This is a genomic window from Actinoplanes sp. SE50/110, from assembly GCF_900119315.1.
Classification (GTDB): Bacteria; Actinomycetota; Actinomycetes; order Mycobacteriales; family Micromonosporaceae; genus Actinoplanes.
On sequence record NZ_LT827010.1, the window covers coordinates 7,954,648 to 7,971,445 of the forward strand.

General features: G+C 71.0%; 15 protein-coding genes. 2 read left to right on the plus strand and 13 right to left on the minus strand.

Annotation, left to right across the window (positions count from 1 at the left end; all coding sequences use genetic code 11):
• Window positions 1-28: 28 nt before the first annotated feature.
• The 7 genes from ACSP50_RS35445 to ACSP50_RS35475 form a co-directional block, all read right to left on the minus strand.
• Window positions 29-232, minus strand: coding sequence for a cold-shock protein (locus ACSP50_RS35445; RefSeq protein WP_014694144.1), 204 nt, complete (start codon window positions 230-232; stop codon window positions 29-31).
• A gap of 313 nt (window positions 233-545) precedes the next feature.
• A complete protein-coding gene (locus ACSP50_RS35450; protein WP_014694145.1) occupies window positions 546-866 on the minus strand; it encodes a MerR family transcriptional regulator in 321 nt (106 codons plus the stop codon).
• Window positions 867-1,811: 945 nt separating this feature from the next.
• Entirely contained in the window at window positions 1,812-2,516 is a 705-nt protein-coding gene (gene dapB, locus ACSP50_RS35455; protein WP_014694146.1) for a 4-hydroxy-tetrahydrodipicolinate reductase, read from the minus strand.
• A gap of 83 nt (window positions 2,517-2,599) precedes the next feature.
• The gene (locus ACSP50_RS35460) at window positions 2,600-3,931 is read right to left on the minus strand and encodes a pitrilysin family protein (RefSeq protein WP_043512829.1); all 1,332 of its coding nucleotides are present in this window, start codon (window positions 3,929-3,931) and stop codon (window positions 2,600-2,602) included.
• Between the two features lie 3 nt (window positions 3,932-3,934).
• Window positions 3,935-6,262, minus strand: a complete 2,328-nt coding sequence (locus ACSP50_RS35465; RefSeq protein WP_014694148.1) for a polyribonucleotide nucleotidyltransferase — start codon at window positions 6,260-6,262, stop codon at window positions 3,935-3,937.
• A 189-nt stretch (window positions 6,263-6,451) separates the two neighbouring features.
• Entirely contained in the window at window positions 6,452-6,721 is a 270-nt protein-coding gene (gene rpsO / locus ACSP50_RS35470; protein WP_014694149.1) for a 30S ribosomal protein S15, read from the minus strand.
• A gap of 130 nt (window positions 6,722-6,851) precedes the next feature.
• The gene (locus ACSP50_RS35475; protein ID WP_014694150.1) at window positions 6,852-7,784 is read right to left on the minus strand and encodes a bifunctional riboflavin kinase/FAD synthetase; all 933 of its coding nucleotides are present in this window, start codon (window positions 7,782-7,784) and stop codon (window positions 6,852-6,854) included.
• A gap of 91 nt (window positions 7,785-7,875) precedes the next feature.
• Here ACSP50_RS35475 and ACSP50_RS35480 point away from each other — a divergent pair, with 91 nt between their 5' ends.
• Together ACSP50_RS35480 and ACSP50_RS35485 are read left to right on the plus strand one after the other, a co-directional pair.
• A complete protein-coding gene (locus tag ACSP50_RS35480) occupies window positions 7,876-10,629 on the plus strand; it encodes a response regulator (RefSeq protein WP_014694151.1) in 2,754 nt (917 codons plus the stop codon).
• Window positions 10,626-11,018, plus strand: a complete 393-nt coding sequence (locus ACSP50_RS35485; protein ID WP_014694152.1) for a response regulator — start codon at window positions 10,626-10,628, stop codon at window positions 11,016-11,018. The genes ACSP50_RS35480 and ACSP50_RS35485 overlap by 4 nt, the downstream gene beginning before the upstream one ends.
• Here the strand turns inward: ACSP50_RS35485 and truB are convergent.
• From truB to ACSP50_RS35515, 6 genes are all read right to left on the minus strand, one after another.
• Window positions 11,015-11,860, minus strand: coding sequence for a tRNA pseudouridine(55) synthase TruB (gene truB, locus ACSP50_RS35490; RefSeq protein WP_052311807.1), 846 nt, complete (start codon window positions 11,858-11,860; stop codon window positions 11,015-11,017). The two genes, ACSP50_RS35485 and truB, sit on opposite strands and share 4 nt — an antisense overlap.
• 189 nt (window positions 11,861-12,049) lie before the next feature.
• Window positions 12,050-13,363 carry an MATE family efflux transporter gene (locus ACSP50_RS35495; RefSeq protein ID WP_014694154.1) on the minus strand — a complete coding sequence of 438 codons (1,314 nt, stop codon included), beginning with the start codon at window positions 13,361-13,363 and terminating at the stop codon, window positions 12,050-12,052.
• A 471-nt stretch (window positions 13,364-13,834) separates the two neighbouring features.
• On the minus strand, window positions 13,835-14,851 hold the full coding sequence (locus tag ACSP50_RS35500; RefSeq protein ID WP_014694155.1) for a bifunctional oligoribonuclease/PAP phosphatase NrnA: 1,017 nt from the start codon (window positions 14,849-14,851) through the stop codon (window positions 13,835-13,837).
• Window positions 14,848-15,321 (minus strand): 30S ribosome-binding factor RbfA, encoded by a 474-nt coding sequence (gene rbfA, locus ACSP50_RS35505; protein WP_014694156.1) that lies wholly within the window; start codon window positions 15,319-15,321, stop codon window positions 14,848-14,850. Before rbfA ends, ACSP50_RS35500 begins: the two co-directional genes overlap by 4 nt.
• A 98-nt stretch (window positions 15,322-15,419) precedes the next feature.
• The gene (locus ACSP50_RS35510; RefSeq protein ID WP_014694157.1) at window positions 15,420-15,713 is read right to left on the minus strand and encodes a DUF503 domain-containing protein; all 294 of its coding nucleotides are present in this window, start codon (window positions 15,711-15,713) and stop codon (window positions 15,420-15,422) included.
• A 52-nt stretch (window positions 15,714-15,765) separates the two neighbouring features.
• Window positions 15,766-16,788: a TRM11 family methyltransferase gene (locus tag ACSP50_RS35515; protein ID WP_014694158.1), complete on the minus strand. Its 1,023-nt coding sequence runs from the start codon at window positions 16,786-16,788 to the stop codon at window positions 15,766-15,768.
• Window positions 16,789-16,798: the final 10 nt, after the last annotated feature.

The following is a 16,798-nucleotide window of genomic DNA, read 5'->3' on the forward strand; positions in this document are numbered from 1 at the left end:
GGGCCGCCGTTCGGTGAAAAGCTGTGGATCAGAGCGGGCGGATGTTCTCCGCCTGCGGGCCCTTCTGGCCCTGGGTGATGTCGAACTCCACCTTCTGGTTCTCGTCGAGGCTGCGGAAGCCGCTCGTCGCGATCGCCGAGAAGTGGGCGAAGACGTCGGCGCCGCCGCCGTCCGGGGTGATGAAGCCGAAGCCCTTGTCGGCGTTGAACCACTTCACGATGCCGGTAGCCATGTCTGCTCCTTCGCAGGCTGAGAGGAGACCGCGGTGTGCGGACCCCGTACGCCGCCGCGTTGATCGCCCGCGCCGCATCGACACGACAACAACGAAAAAGCGCCTGGACGGGTTTCAGATAACCCATCAGGCGCTGGAAACGTCTTACGGAAATCAAAACTGCAACACCCAGACCATAGCACAGAACGGGCGGGAGGCCCGGGCCGGCCCACGTGAGCTCCTGCACTGCGGACGCCGCGAGGGCGCGGCATCCGCGGATTCCGGGGCAGCAGACGGTCCTTCCCGGGGTGGCGAAGGACCGTACGACGTGGGATCAGGCGGCGCCGGCCTGCTGGCGGCGCTCGTGGTCACGGCGATGCTGAAGGGCTTCCTTGAGCTGGTCTTCGAGGATGATGATCCGGCAGGCGGCTTCCAGAGCGGTGCCCCGGTCGACCATCTCCCGGGCCCGCGCGGCCAGGCGCAGCTGATGGCGGGAGTAGCGGCGGTGCCCGCCGGCGGAGCGGAACGGGATGATCAGTTTCGCTTCGTCGAGGCGGCGCAGGAAGTCCTGCGAGGCGCCGACGATGTCGGCGGCGCGGCCCATGGTGTAGGCGGGGTAATCGTCGTCGTTGAGCATGTCGTCGGGTTGGGCCATACATTCCTTCTTCATGAATGAGGGCCCCGGCGCAGAACGCGCCGGGGCCCAGGGTTACGGGTTCAATACACCATCCACCGACAGGTTCATCGGGTTCTCTTTTCCGCACCCCGCCGCTATCAGCAGGCGGTGCGAGGATCGCATAAGCGTGACCTGAGACCACCTCACGTTCAAAGTGACCACGGTGTCCACCCCAGAACGGAAAACACGTCCTGATGGCGGGCGATCCAACGGCGTCAAACCCTCCCTTTCCTCTACTTACCAACATCTACAGTGCTGTCCTCCGATGCCGGAGCCCCACGCGACTTCATGGCCCCGGACATGTGCGGTGGATCCCTGCTGCATCAGGCTGAGCCCTGAACCTTGCACCGGCCCCGCCTGCGGTTGCCGTGACCTGGAATTACGTCAAGGTCTTGTCCTGCACGTGCCCTCTTGCATGCGGTGATGTGACTCCACCGCAGTTACCGAGCGAGCCACGAGAACTCCGGGCCCTGCTTCGACGCTCGGCCTGTCACGTCGGCGTCTTCAACCGATCTTCGTTACCAACGAGAGAAACAATAACCGGCCTCCGCGAGAATGTCTAGTCTCCAAAGACCAGATTTTGTGACCGGTTGCCGCCCGCCCACCCGCGTCGCGGTGGGCTGCACGTGTCGTCCTCGCCAGGGGTGGTCCCGCCTGCGGTGACCGCCCACCGGCAGTACGGTGCGGCGATTCCGTCCCGGGGCGCTGAACTGGCTGGCCCGCTTCGCTCCGCGGCAAAACGCCTGGTAGCCGGTGCCGAGGCGACCCATTTTCCCGCCACCGGCAAACCCCGCGGGCGTCAGGAGATCGGTCGCCTCGTCACCGGCGGCGTTTCACGCGCCCCGAAGCGCCGTGACCGGAAGCGGCGGGGCAGCGATCAGTTGTCGGTCGCGGCGTGCGACATGATGATCGTGATCGGCAGAATCAGGAAACCAGCTCGTCGAGACCCAGCGTCAGGCCCGGCCGGTCGACGACCGCGCGGACCGCGAGCAGCACCCCCGGCATGAACGACGAGCGGTCCAACGAATCGTGCCGGATGGTCAGCGTCTCCCCGGCCTGCCCGAAGAGCACCTCCTGATGCGCCACCAGCCCGGCCGCCCGCACCGAGTGGATCCGCACCCCGTCGATGTCCGCCCCGCGCGCGCCGTCCACCTCGTCCTCGGTCGCGTCCGGCATCGGCGGGCAGTTCGCCGCCTTGCGCGCCTCGGCGATCAGCCGGGCGGTGTGTGTCGCGGTGCCGCTGGGCGCGTCGAGCTTGCGCGGGTGGTGCTGCTCGATGATCTCCACCGAGTCGAAGTAGCGGGCGGCGCGGGCCGCGAACTGCATCATCAGGATCGCGCCGATGCCGAAGTTGGGGGCGATCACGACGCCCACCTCCGGCCTGCCGGCGAGCCAGCCGCGGACCTGCGCGAGCCGCTCCTCGGTGAAGCCGGAGGTGCCGACCACGACGTGGATGCCCTGCTCGACGGCCCAGCGCAGGTTGTCCATGACGACGCCCGGGTTGGTGAAGTCGACCAGCACCTGAGCGCCGGCCTCGGCGGCCGCCTGCAGCGTGTCGTCGTGGTCGACGAGCGCCACCAGGTCGAGGTCGGGGGCGCCGTCGACGGCCTTGCACACCTCGAGGCCCATGCGGCCCCGGGCGCCGAGAACACCGACACGGATGGGTTCGAGCACGTCAGTCACAGCGTCAACCTAACGTACCGGCAGGCCGGTCAGCCGGGCGGGAAGTCGCCCTCGTCGAACGGGCCCACCACGGCCAGCGAGTGTTCCCGGGACAGCAGGGCCCCGGCCACCTCGCCGACGTCGGCGATGCTCACCCCGTCGACCCGCGCGAGCAGGTCGTCGACGCCCATCAGGTCGCCGTGCAGCAGCTCGGACTTGGCGAGCCGGCTCATCCGGGAGCCGGTGTCCTCCAAGCCCAGCACGTACGAGCCCTTCACCATGCCCTTGCCGCGCACGAGTTCCTCGGCGGTGATCCCGCCGGCCGCCACCCGGGCGAGCTCGGTGCGGATCAGGTCGAGGACTTCGGGGGCCTTGCCGGGCGCGCAGCCGGCGTAGACGCCGAAGACACCGGTGTCGGCGTACTGGCTGGCGTAGGAATACACCGAGTAGGCCAGGCCACGCTTCTCCCGGATCTCCTGGAACAGCCGGCTCGACATGCCGCCGCCCAGCACGTTGTTGAGCACGCCCAGGGCGAAGCGGCGGTCGTCGTACCGGCTCAGGCCGGGCGCGCCGAGCACGATGTGCGCCTGCTCGGTGTCCCGGTGCACCACCACGGTGTGCGGTTTCTGCACGCGGACCCGGGTGCCGTCGGGGCGGGGCGGGGCCGGCTCGGCCGGGCCGGTGTCCAGCGGGCTGCCGGCCAGCGCCTTGCGCACCAGCCGGACCACGGTGGCGTGGTCGAGGTTGCCGGCCGCCGCGACCACGATCTCCGGCGCCCGGTACCGCTTGCGGTAGAAGCTGTTGATCTGGTTCCGGGTCATCGGGGTGACCGACTCCGGGGTGCCGGAGATCAACCGGCCCAGCGGGTGGGTGCCGTAGATCGCCTCGGTGAAGACGTCGTGCACCTCATCACCGGGCTCGTCCTCGTGCATGGCGATCTCCTCGAGGATCACGCCACGTTCGGTCTCCACGTCGGCCGGGTCGAGGATCGAGTCGGCCACCGCGTCCACCAGCACGTCCACCGCGAGCGGCAGGTCGGTGTCGAGCACCCGCGCGTAATAGCAGGTGTACTCCTTGGTGGTGAACGCGTTGGTCTCGCCGCCCACCGCCTCGATCTCCGCGGAGATCTGCAGCGCGGTGCGCTTGTGGGTGCCCTTGAAGAGCAGGTGCTCCAGGAAGTGCGAGGCGCCGGACATGGCCGGCGTCTCGTCCCGGGAGCCGATCCCGACCCAGACGCCGAGGGCGGCGCTGCGGGTGGTCGGGATCGCCTCGGTGATCACGCGCAGGCCGCTCGGCAGGACGGTCTTCTTCACGCCGTCCTGCAGGGTCCTGGTAGAAACGCGGGCCGGCCTGCCGGCCGGCCCGCGGTCGCTGGACGTCACTGCTTAGTCGCGGCGCTCGCCGGCCGGCCGGGAGCGGCGACGGCGGGGCTCGCCGCCACCCTCGCGGTTCTCCCGCGGGGCCCGCTCCGGGCGACCCTCGGACGACGGGGCGTCCGCAGCCGCAGCCGCAGCCGCAGCCGGGGCCTCCTCGCCCTCCGGGCGCACCTTGTCCAGGTAGATCTTGCCCCGGGCGTCGATGTCCGCGATCTGGACCTCGACCCGGTCGCCGACGTTGAGGAAGTCCTCGACCTTGTCGACCCGCTTGCCGTCGCCCACCTTCGAGATGTGCAGCAGGCCGTCGCGGCCGGGCAGCAGCGAGATGAACGCGCCGAACGCGGCCGTCTTCACCACCGTGCCCAGGAACTTGTCGCCCATCTTCGGCAGGGTCGGGTTGGCGATCGCGTTGATCCGCTCGACGGCGGCCTCGGCGGCCGGGCCGTTGGTCGCACCGACGTAGATCGTGCCGTCGTCCTCGATGGAGATGTCGGCGCCGGTCTCGTCCTGGATCGCGTTGATGGTCTGACCCTTCGGGCCGATCACCATGCCGATCTTGTCGACCGGGATCTTCACGGTGGTGACCCGCGGGGCGTGCTCGCTCATCGCGGCCGGGGACTCGATCGCGGCGTTCATCACGCCGAGAATCGTGGCCCGCGCCTCGTGCGCCTGCTGCAGCGCGCCGGCCAGCACGTCCGACGGGATGCCGTCGAGCTTGGTGTCCAGCTGCAGGGCGGTGACGAACTCGCTGGTGCCGGCGACCTTGAAGTCCATGTCGCCGAACGCGTCCTCGGCGCCGAGGATGTCGGTCAGCGCGATGTACTGGGTCTTGCCGTCGACCTCGTCGGAGATCAGGCCCATCGCGATGCCGGCGACCGGCGCCTTCAGCGGCACACCGGCGGCGAGCAGGGCCAGCGTCGAGGCGCAGACCGAGCCCATCGAGGTGGAACCGTTGGAGCCGAGCGCCTCGGACACCTGACGGATCGCGTAGGGGAACTCCTCGCGCGACGGCAGGACCGGGACCAGCGCCCGCTCGGCCAGCGCGCCGTGACCGATCTCGCGGCGCTTCGGCGAGCCGACCCGGCCGGTCTCACCGGTCGAGTACGGCGGGAAGTTGTAGTTGTGCATGTAGCGCTTGGTCTTCTCGGGGGCGAGAGTGTCCAGCGCCTGCTCCATGCGCAGCATGTTCAGCGTGGTGACACCCAGGATCTGGGTCTCGCCGCGCTCGAACAGCGCCGAGCCGTGCACCCGGGGCAGCACACCGATCTGCGCGGTCAGCGGACGGATGTCACGCGGGCCACGGCCGTCGATGCGGACCTGCTCGCGCAGCACCCGCTGCCGCACCTCGGCCTTGGTGACCGAGCGGAACGCCGCGCTGATCTCCTTCTCCCGGCCCTCGAACCGCTCGTCGAGCAGCTCGTGCGCCTTCGCCTTGACCAGGTCGAGGGCTTCCTCGCGCTCCTGCTTCGCGGCGATCTTCAGGGCCTCGGCGGTCTCGCCGCGCACCGCGTCGCTGACCGCGGCGTACACATCATCCTGGTAGTCCAGGAAGACCGGGAACTCGGCGACCGGCTTGGCGGCGACGTCGGCCAGCTCGCTCTGCGCGCGGCACAGCTCGCGGATCGCGGGCTTGGCGGCCTCCAGACCGCTGGCCACGACCTCCTCGGTCGGCGCGGTGGCGCCGGCGGCGATCAGCTTGACCGCCTGCGGGGTGGCCTCGGCCTCGACCATCATGATCGCGACGTCACCCTCGGCGGTCACACGACCGGCGACCACCATGTCGAAGGTGGCGCGCTCCAGCTCCTCGATGGTCGGGAAGGCGACCCACTGGCCGTCGATGTGCGCGACCCGGGTGGAGCCGACCGGGCCGCTGAACGGCAGGCCGGAGAGCTTGGTGGACATCGACGCGGCGTTCATCGCGACCACGTCGTACGGGTGGGACGGGTCGAGCGCGAGGATGGTCTCGACGACCTGAACCTCGTTGCGCAGGCCCTTGGTGAACGACGGGCGCAGCGGCCGGTCGATCAGCCGGCAGGTGAGGATGGCGTCCTCGCTGGGACGACCCTCGCGCCGGAAGAACGAGCCGGGGATCCGGCCCGCGGCGTACATCCGCTCCTCGACGTCGACGGTCAGCGGGAAGAAGTCGAAGTGCTCCTTCGGCGCCTTGCTCGCGGTGGTCGCGGAGAGAACGGTGGTGTCGCCCAGCTGGACGATCACCGAGCCGGCGGCCTGCTTGGCCAGCCGGCCGGTGGAGAAGACGATCTCGCGGGTGCCGAACGACCCGTTGTCGATGACTGCCGTGCGAGATTCAGTGCCGAGAGCGGTCTGCTCTGTCAAGTGAGGTACTCCTCTTCGTCGAGGACCCGGCGGTCTACAGCGCGTTTCAACGAGGCCGGTCTTCGATCGAAGTACCCAGGAGTGAGCCTGGGAACCACTACCGGAGACCGGTGCTGCCGGTGTGAGCCGCGCGGGTCCGTGGGGTGGTGTTACGTCAGGGAGCGGCCGGGGCCGCTCCCTGAGGGAAACTTATCGACGCAGGCCGAGGCGCTCGATGAGCGTCCGGTAGCGGGCGATGTCCTTCTTCTGAACGTAGTTCAGCAGGCGGCGGCGCTGGCCGACGAGCAGCAGCAGACCACGACGGCTGTGGTGGTCGTGCTTGTGCAGCTTGAGGTGCTCGGTCAGGTCGGCGATCCGCTTGGTGAGCATGGCGACCTGAACCTCGGGCGAACCGGTGTCGCCCTCCTTGGTCGCGTACTCCGTCATGATCTTGTTCTTGGTGTCTTGATCGAGCGCCATGATCTCCGTACTTCTGTGTTGCCGATTCACGGTGTCCCCGCAGCCCGCGGCGTCGGGCAGGCCTGCTCTTCAAGAGCACAGCGGGACCGGTGTCGAATAATTCAGACGACACTCAAACCCTACCAGGGGGTTAACGCAGCAACACCCGGGTCTCTTCCACGTCGGCCCGGATCTGCGCGACCAATGGTTCGATGGCGTCGTATTTCCGCTGCTCACGCAAGTGCTCGACGAAATCGAGGCTGACCCTTTCGCCGTACAGATCACCCGAGAAACCGAGCGCATACGCCTCCACCCGGCGTTCCCGCCCCTCGAAGGTGGGATTGGTGCCGATCGAAACACTGGCGGGCCATCGGCCGGCATTCTCCCCGGCCCGGGTCAGCCACGCGGCGTAGACCCCGTCGGCCGGCACCGCCGCATAGCGGTGCGTCATCAGGTTCGCCGTGGGGAAGCCGAGCTCCCGCCCTCGCTGGTCGCCCCGGACGACCACGCCGGCCAGGCGGTGCGGCCGGCCCAGCGCCGCCGCCGCGGCGCGCACGTCACCTGCGTCGACACAACTGCGGATGTACGTCGACGAGAACACCACGCCGTCCGCCGAGACCAGCGGCGCCTCCTCGACGGTGAAGCCGAAGGTGCGCCCCAGGCTCTCCAGCAGCGCCACGTCCCCGGCGGCCCGGTGCCCGAAGCGGAAGTTGTCGCCGACCACCACGTCCGCCGCGTGCAGCGCCCCGACCAGCACGTCGTGCACGAACGCGTCCGGACCCAGCTGGGAGAACTCCCGGGTGAACGGGACCACGCAGAGCGCGTCCACGCCGAGCCGCTCGATCAGCTCGGCCTTGCGCACCGACTCGGTCAGCACCGCCGGGTGCGAGCCGGGGCGGACCACCTCGGACGGGTGCGGGTCGAAGGTCATCACCACCGACTGCAGACCCATGTCGCGGGCGCGCTTCACCGCGTGCCCGATGATCGCCTGGTGGCCACGGTGCACACCGTCGAAGACGCCGATGGTCACGACCGATCGGCCCCAGCCACCGGGCACCGACTCCAATCCCCGCCACCGCTGCATCGAGAAAGCTCCTCCGCCTCGTCGTCAGCCATAGCGTATCGATCGCTAATCCACCCTGCGACGCGCCCGGATCGGTACGATTAGCACCGATATGAGCGTCGAGTGGAGCCGTCTTGTCCTGCTCGCCGCGGAGCTCACCTTCGCGGTCCTCTTCCTGCGCGCGCTCGGCGGATACCTGCGCCACCGCGACCCGCTGCGCCGCGACGTGGCTCTCGTCTTCGCGCCGTGCACCCTGGCCTTCTGCGCCGACCTGCTGCGCCAGAGCCTGGCCACCCGGCCGGCCCTGGCCGGCGGGTTCACGGCGGTCGCCCTGATGGCCCAGCCGGTGCTCACCCTGCGGCTGGCCGGACGGCTGCGCCGGGTGCCGCCGGCACTGACCACCGCGGCCCTGCTCGGCTTCCTGGCGCTGGCCGGACCGCTGGCGGTCGCCCACCGCCCGGTCCCGGTCCCGCTCAAGGTGGCGGCGTCGACCTATTTTTTGTCCGTCGAGTTCATCGCGGCCGCCCTGCTGTACGACACGGCCCGCTGCCGGACCGGCGCCAACCGGGCCCGGCTGACCATCGCCGCGGCCGCCACCACCGCCTTCGGCGTGATGATCATGCTGCTCGGCGCCTCCGGCGGCCACGTGTCCGGCGTCCGCACCGCCAGCCACGTGCTGGCCCTGATCAGCGGACTGGGCTACCTGATCGCCTTCGCCCCGCCCGCGTGGCTGCGCGGGCTGTTCGCGGCCGCGGCCGCGCACTCGGTCACCGAGCGGCTGCTGCGCGCCCCGGCCGAGTCCCCGGAGGCGGTCTGGCAGACCTACGCCGAGATCATGCGGGTGCAGACCGGGGCCGACGCGGTCGCCGTGCTGCTGCCCCGGCCGGACGGTCAGCTGTGGCAGATCGGCTACGCCGGTCCGCCGCTGGACGTCCCCGACGAGCCGATCCGCGCCGCCCTGGGCCGGCCGGGCCCGCTGCGCGACGGCGACCCGGCCCTGCTCCGACATTTCGGTGCCGGCCTGGCCGACGACTTCGTCACCGCGCTGCGGATGCCGGTGCCGCCCGACATCGAGGGCTGGGTGCTGCTGTTCAACCGGTACCGCGGGCTGTTCAACGACGACGACCTGGGCCTGCTCGCCGAGCTCGGCGGGCACGCCGGGCTGCTCGCCGAACGGTCCGCGGTGACCGTGCGGGAACGCCGGCTGACCGCCGAGCTGACCAACTCGGTGGAGGCCCTGACCCGGGCCAACGAGGCGAAGAGCAACTTCCTGGCGAACATGAGCCACGAGCTGCGGACCCCGCTGAACGCGATCATCGGCTTCAGCGACCTGATGCGGCTGGAGGAGCCGGAGGGTGACCGCCGCCGGGTGCCGGCCGACTGGGTCGACCACATCCACGGCAGCGGCCGGCACCTGCTCGGCCTGATCAACGACATCCTCGACCTGGCCAAGGTGGAGGCCGGCCGGATGGACCTGCGGGTCGCCCCGGTCCGGGTGGACACCGCGATCGAGGAGCTGCTCACCGGCCTGTCCCCGCTGTTCGCCGACAAACGCCTGACCGTGATGACCGAGCTCGCCCCGGTGACCGCGCTGGCCGACCGGCTGCGGCTGCGGCAGATCCTGGAGAACCTCTTCTCCAACGCGATCAAGTTCACCCCGGCCGAGGGAATGGTGACGATCACCACGGGGGAGTCCGGGGAACAGGTCACGATCACCGTGGCGGACACCGGGGTGGGCATCGCGGACACCGACGCGGAACGCGTCTTCGAGGAGTTCCAGCAGGTCGGCGACCCGGAGCGGCGGCAGGCCGGGACCGGCCTGGGTCTGGCACTGACCCGCCGGCTGGTCGAGGCGCAGCGTGGCGAGATCACCCTCAGCTCGACGCCCGGGCAGGGCAGCTCGTTCACGGTGCGGCTGCCCGCCGCCCCGGTCACCCGGCCCAGCGCCACCGGTGCGGCGAACGCCCCGTGTGTGCTGCTCATCGAGGACGACCCGCACTCGGCCGAGCTGATGCAGACCCAGCTGAGCAACGCCGGCTACCGGGTGGAGGTGGCCGGCACCGGGGAGAGCGGCCTGGCCGTCGCCCGCGCCCACAAGCCGGACGCGATCGTGCTCGACGTCGAACTGCCCGGCATCTCCGGCTGGGAGGTGATCCGCCGGCTGAAGGCGGACGCCGCGCTCGCCGTCGTGCCGGTCTTCTTCGCCAGCATCCTGGACGAGGCCGCGGCCGGCCTGGCCCTCGGCGCGCACGACTACTTCATCAAGCCGGTCGACCAGCCGGCCCTGCTCAACGCGCTGGCCAACGCGATCGCCGCCCGCCCGGCCCCACGGGTGCTGGTCGTCGACCACGACGACGCGGTCCGCCAGGCGATCGAGGACGGTCTGCGGGCCGGCGGCGCCGACGTGGTCTCCTGCGCCGACGGCCGGGACGGGCTGGCCCGCAGCCGCGCCGAGAACTTCGACCTGATCGTCTGCGACATGCAGTCCCCGTCCGCGGACGGCTTCAGCCTGCTCGCCGCGATCGAGCAGGACCCGTCCGGCCGGCACACCCCGGTCCTCGGTCTGAGCGCGGCCGCCCTGGCCGAGCGGGCCCCCGGCGACACCGCCCCGCTGATCGCCACCGCGATGGCCGGCGGGGTGGTCGCCGAGGCGATGGCCGGCGGCGCCGGCTGGGACAGCCTGGCCCCGCTGCTCGGCCACCACCCGGGCACCGCACACCCGGCGATCCCGCACCACCCGGCCTCGATCCACCCGGCGGTCCCGGCCCACCCGGCGGCTCGCCGCACCGCCGGCGGCGCCCACCCACCGGCCGGCGCGGTCCCGCTGCGCAGCGCCGTACCGTCATCAGGGAAGGACCGGCGATGAGTCACCGCATCCTGTTGGTCGAGGACGAGGAGTTGAACCGGATGCTGGTCAAAGCGGTCCTCTCCCGGGCCGGCGTGGACGCGGTCCGCGACGCTGAACTGGTCGACGCCACCACCCTCACCGAGGCCCGCGCCCGGGTCCACGACACCGAGCTGGACCTGATCCTGCTGGACCTGAACCTGCCCGACGGCAACGGCCTGACCCTGGCCCGCGAGCTGAAGAGCGCACCGCCCGCGGACCGCCCCAAGCCGGTGGTGGTCGCGGTCACCGCCAGCGTCCTGCCCCAGGACCAGAAGGCCGCCCTGGACGCCGGCTGCGACGACTTCCTCGACAAGCCCTACGCCGCCGCCGACCTGGTCGCCACCGTCGCCCGGAATCTCCGGCTCTAGGCCGGGGAGAGCACGATCTCGGCCCGCGCCCGCCCGCCCCGCTCACTCACGATCGCCAGCACCTCGCCGTCGGCGTCGAACACCGCGTACGGCCCCTCGATCCCCACCGCCGCCAGCGGCCCACCGTGCCGCAGCGTCCGGGTCTCCTCCTCGTCGGCGACCCGCTGCGGGAACGCCCGCCGCGCCGCCTCCGCCATCGGCAGCCCCACCACGTCCGGCGCCCGCTCCGCCAGCTCCTCCAGCGTCGAAGCGGCCGCCAGCGTCATCGCGCCCACCGCGGTCCGCCGCAGCGCCGTCAGATGCCCGCCCACCCCGAGCGCCGTCCCGAGGTCCCGCGCGATCGCCCGGATGTACGTCCCCGACGAGCAGGTCACGTCGACGTCCACGTCGATCACGTCCCGATCGGCCGGCCGCCGGATGTCCAGCACGTCGAGCCGGAACACGGTCACCCGGCGAGCCGGAATCGCCACGGTCTCGCCGTCCCGCACCCGCTTGTAGGCCCGCTCGCCATTGATCTTGATAGCGCTGACCGCACTCGGCACCTGATCGATCTCCCCGACCTGCGCGGCCAGCCCGGCGCGGATCGCCGCATCCGCCACGCCGGCCACCGGGACGGTCGCGGTCACCTCGCCCTCGGCGTCATCGGTGACCGTCGCCTCCCCCAGCCGGATCGTCGCGGCGTAGCTCTTCTCCGCACCGATCACATAGGTCAGCAGGCGGGTCGCCCGATTCACCCCGATGATCAGCACACCGGTCGCCATCGGATCGAGCGTGCCCCCATGCCCGACCCGTCGGGTCTTGGCCAGCCGCCGAATCCGCGCCACCACGTCATGCGACGTCATCCCCGAGGGCTTGTCCACCACGATCAATCCATCCACCGGAACACTTTAGCGACTCCCTGAACCAAGGCCACAACCAGCGGATTCGTCTATTCTCCGGGAGCTCCGAGCGGCGGCCGCGACAGCGAGCGAAGACCCCGCCGCCCGGCGAGCGACCACATCGGGGCGCCACCGGATGCGCGCCGCCGCAGATCAGCGGGTCGCGCCGATGACCGCCCAGCGCGACGACCGCCACCGCGAAACCGTGGCGATCAGCCGGGCCACGATGAACAGCCCGAGCCCCGCCCACACTCCCCCGAGCCCGAGGTCGAACGCATACGCCAGCCAGATCATCGGCAGGAAGCCCAGCAGCGCCGCCAGCATCGTCGTCAGCCGCAGGTAGGCCACATCCCCGGCGCCGATCAGCACGCCGTCCAACGCGTACACGATGCCGGCGAACGGCAGCAGCGCCACGAACCAGGGCCACACGATTGCGGCCTGGGAGAGCACCGACGGGTCCCGGGTGAACCATCCGGGGATCACCGACGATCCGGCGCCCGCCAGGACGGCGAACCCGACGGCCGCGATGCCTCCGGCGATGGTGACCCGCCGCGCGATGTCCCGGGCCTGGTCCGCGTCGCCGGCGCCGAGTGCCGCCCCGACCAGTGACTGCGCGGCGATGGCGACCGCGTCCAGGGCGAGGGCGGCGAAGAACCAGAGTTGCAACGCGATCTGGTGCGCCCCGACCGCGGCGACCCCGAATCGGGAGGCGACCGCGGTCGCGGACAGGAAGCAGGCCTGGAAGGCGGCTCCGCGGATGAGCAGGTCCCGCCCGAGCACCACCTGCTTGATGATCACCGCCGGGATGGGCCGCAGGTGCCGGGTCTCGCGGATCAGGGCGAGCAGGAACAGTCCACCCCCGACCGACTGCGCGGTGACGTTGGCGATCGCCGATCCGGTCAGGCCGAGGCCGAGCGGGAACACCAGCAGTGGACAGAGGACGGCGGAGAGCACGTTCGCCCCGAGCACGATGATCAGTGGCCGTCGGGTGTCCTGGACGCCGCGCATCCATCCGTTGCCGGCGGCGGCGAGCAGCAGCCCGGGAACGCCGAGGGCGGCGATCCGCAGCCAGCCGGCCGCAGCGTCGGCGGTGGCCGGATTGCCGGCCAGGGCGTGGGTGACCGGCCCGGCCAGGGTCACCCCGAGGATGCTGAGCACGAGGCCGAAGCCGAGGGCCATCCAGGAGGCCTGGACCCCTTCGGCGACGGCGGCGGGGCGGTCGCCGGCGCCGAAGCGGCGGGCGGCGCGGCCGGTCGTCCCGTACGCCATCAGGGTGCCGAACCAGACGGCGACCGACATCACGGTGCCGCCGACGGCGACGGCGCTGAGCGGCGCGCGTCCCAGGTGGCCGACGACGGCCGTGTCGACCAGCACGTACAGCGGTTCGGCGGCCAGCACCACGAGCGCCGGCAGGGCGAGGCTGGCGATCTGGCGGGAACCGGTGCGGTGCTGGGCAGGCGGGCTCATGGTTACCCATGATGCCCGCCCGGCGGTAAGGCCTACAACAGGGTATTGAACCTTACCCCTAGTGGCCCGACGAACCCCTACTGGCGCGTGTCGAGCGAGGTCTGCAGGGCCCTGCGGGCCTGCTCACGGGCGTCTTCGGAGGGCTGGGGCTTGGGCTTGGCAGCCATCGGAGTGTTTCCTTCCACGGCGTGGTGGGGGCGCACGACGTGCGCCCGGAAGCGGTCGAGCGGGGCGTCACATGGGCCGGTCCGGGGTCGCCGGACTCCTGGCGGGGTGACGCGACCCGGGGCGGTGGCCACGGGCGGCTCGCGGTCTCGCGGGAGGCGGAGGTGTCAGCCGCGCAAAACCAAATCACCGTTCAGCACTCAAACTAACGTTCAGTCAGCCACACCACGGCGGGATCCCGGGATCCGAGACGAAAAGAAAGGGGCCACCCCTTCGGGTGACCCCCTATGAGCTGGACGAACAGCGTCAATCCAGAAATTCGTCAAGTAGCCGACGCACGGTGTCCACCACGTCACCAGGCCCCCCATAACCGGTGAAACCGGCGGCCAGGCGGTGACCGCCGCCACCCTGGGAGATCGCCAGACGGCTCACGTCGACCGCGCCCTTGCTGCGCAGCGACACCGCCCACTCATTCTCCGCCACCTGTTTCACCAGCAGCGTCACGTCGGCCTCGGCCACCGACCGGACCGGGTCGATCAACGTGTCGAGCACGTATGGCGGTTGTTCGTGCCGGTCCAGGTCGGCCAGCGTGGCGTAGGTCCAGACGAGCCCCCGCCCGCCGGCCGCGGACGGTTCCAGCACCGCCCGTCCGAGCACCTCACCGGCCAGTTTCACGGCACCGAACGGCCGGGTGTCGAAGATCCGCCGGGAGATCTCGCCGGGGCGCAGGCCGGTCGCGATCAGCCGGGCGGCCAGCTCGTGCACCGCCACCGTGGTCGCCTCGAACCTGAACGACCCGGTGTCGGTGGCCAGCGCCACGTAGAAGCACTCGGCGATCTCCGCGTCCAGCGGCACCCCGAGCCGGGTGACCAGCTCCTCGGCGAGCACCGAGGTGGCCGCCGCGCACGGGTCGATCAGGCGGATCGTGCCGAATCCCGGGTTCGACGCGTGGTGGTCGAGGACCACGCTGACCGGCGCCGCCGCGACCCGGGCGGCCAGGCCGCCCAGCCGCGACTCGGCGGCCACGTCGAAGACCAGGAAGAGCTCCGGGTCATGGTAGGCCTCCGGCTCCGGCACCAGCATCTCGATGCCCGGCAACCGGGTGTACGGCGTGGGCACCCGGAACTCGCCCGGGAAGGTGGCCCGGACCCGGGTGTGCCCGAGCCGGCGCAGCGCCAGCGCGAACCCGAGCATGCTGCCGAGCGCGTCCCCGTCCGGGCTCACGTGGCAGATCAACTGGATCGCCGCGTCGCCGCCGAGCGCACGGACCGCGGCGACCGCGGCCTCCCACTGCTCGGCGGCGGGCCCTGACGGCAGCGTCACCCGAGGTCCTCGCGGGCACCCACCCGCTCGGTCTCGTCCTCGTCGTCCTCGGCCGGCTCGTCGGCCTTGTACGGGTCGGGGTCGCCGGCATACTTCTTGCCGGCCGCCAGCCGCTGCACCTCCTCGTCGCGGTGCCGGGCCGCGGCCAGCAGGTCGTCGATCTCCTTCACGTTGTCCTGCACGTTGTCGAGCTTGAACGCCAGGCTCGGCGAGTGCCGCAGCCCCAGCGCATGCCCGACCCGGCTGCGCAGCATGCCCTTGGCACTCTCCAGCGCGGCCGCCGTGGCGGCCTGCTCGGTGACGTCGCCGAGCACGGTGTAGAAAACGGTCGCCTCCCGGAGGTCACCGGTGATCCGGGCGTCCGTGACCGTCACCATGCCGAGACGGGGATCCTTGATCTCCCGCACCAGTGAGGCCACCAGCTCACGAACACGCTCCGCGTGCCGCCGCGTCTTGGCCGGATCCGACATCTCGCCCACCTCCGACTGTGTAACACCGCGGGTCACCGTTGCCCCCGCCCAACTGCTGAAGCGTACCCAGGTGGGGCCGCCCGCCCACCATGCGGTTTTCAGTCGTCGTCACCGTAGAGGCGACGTTTGACCGATAGGAGCTCGATCTCCGGCCGGCCGGCCACCTGGTGCTCGCAGGTGTCGATGACGGCGCGCGCCTGCGCCGGGTCGGGGGCGACCACGGCCACCCCGATCTGGGCCCGGCCGTGCAGGTCGTGGAAGCCCACCTCGGCGACGCTGACCTCGAATTTCTTGAGCATCGCGATGATCGGGCGGACGTAGCTGCGCTTCTGCTTCAGCGATTGCGCGTCACCGGGCAGGAGCATGTCGAAGACTGCGGTCTCGGTATACATCAGCGAGCCAGGCTACGCCCCATCGCGCTGCTGGTCAGCCCCTTTTCCCCGGTCAGCGCCGGCGGGCGATCAGCACGTCGCGCTCGATGCCCTGATCGACCCGGTGCGCCAGATCAGCGTGCTCGACGATCTCCAGCCCGGCGGCGGTCAGGATGTCCTCGGCGAGCTCCCGCTTGGCCACCTTGGTGTTCCAGGACAGGCCGACCGCGCCACCGGCACGCAGCAGCGGCAGCCACTCCGGCACGGCGCGCTCCAGCAGGTCCAGCGGGCGGCGGGAGATGCCGCCGGCGTCGTCGTACGACCCGTGCGCCACCCCGTAGGGCAGGTCGGCCACCAGCACGTCGGCCACGTTGCCCCGGATCAGCCCGTCCAGCGCGGTGGTGTCGGCGTGCAGCACGGTCAGTTTCTGCACCGCGCCGGCCTTGTGGTCGTCCCTGCTGGCCGCCATCGTGACCTCCAGCCGGCGCGCGGCCCGGCGGCCCTGCCGGCGCATCGGCACCAGGTCGGCGGTGTGCTTGAGCCGCTTGCGCTTGAGCCAGGTCTGCAGGAACAGCTTGTACGCCTCGACGTCCTTGCCGTCGATCTCCACGCCGATCGCGTCGTATCCGTACATCAGCGCCTGGTTGAGCGTGGTGCCGCGGCCGCACAGCGGGTCCAGCACGGTGAGGTGCCCGTCCAGCATCTTGGTCGCGGAGGCGGAGGCGAGCAGCGTGAGGTTCAGCACCAGCTTGGTGAACTGCTCGTTGGTCTTCCCGGCGTATTTCGGGATGGTGATCAGGTCGCTGTCGTACCGGGCCAGCGGGGTCAGCGTGACCGGCCGCAGCAGGTCGTCGCCGACCAGCTCGAACAGCGCGTACGCCGAGGAGAGGTTGGACAGGTGGGCGACGTCCCGCGGGGTCAGCTCGGCGGTGAACGTCACGTACTCCACCCCGCCGATGCCGGTCACCCCGATCTCCGCCGGCGCACTGGACAGCACCGGGGTGAACGCGGCCAGCTCCGCCTGGGACATGCGGGACGCCTGGTCGGCGTAGACGCGGTTGGCGGACGGGGCGAGCAGCATGGCGTAACGGGACATGCCCCGATTC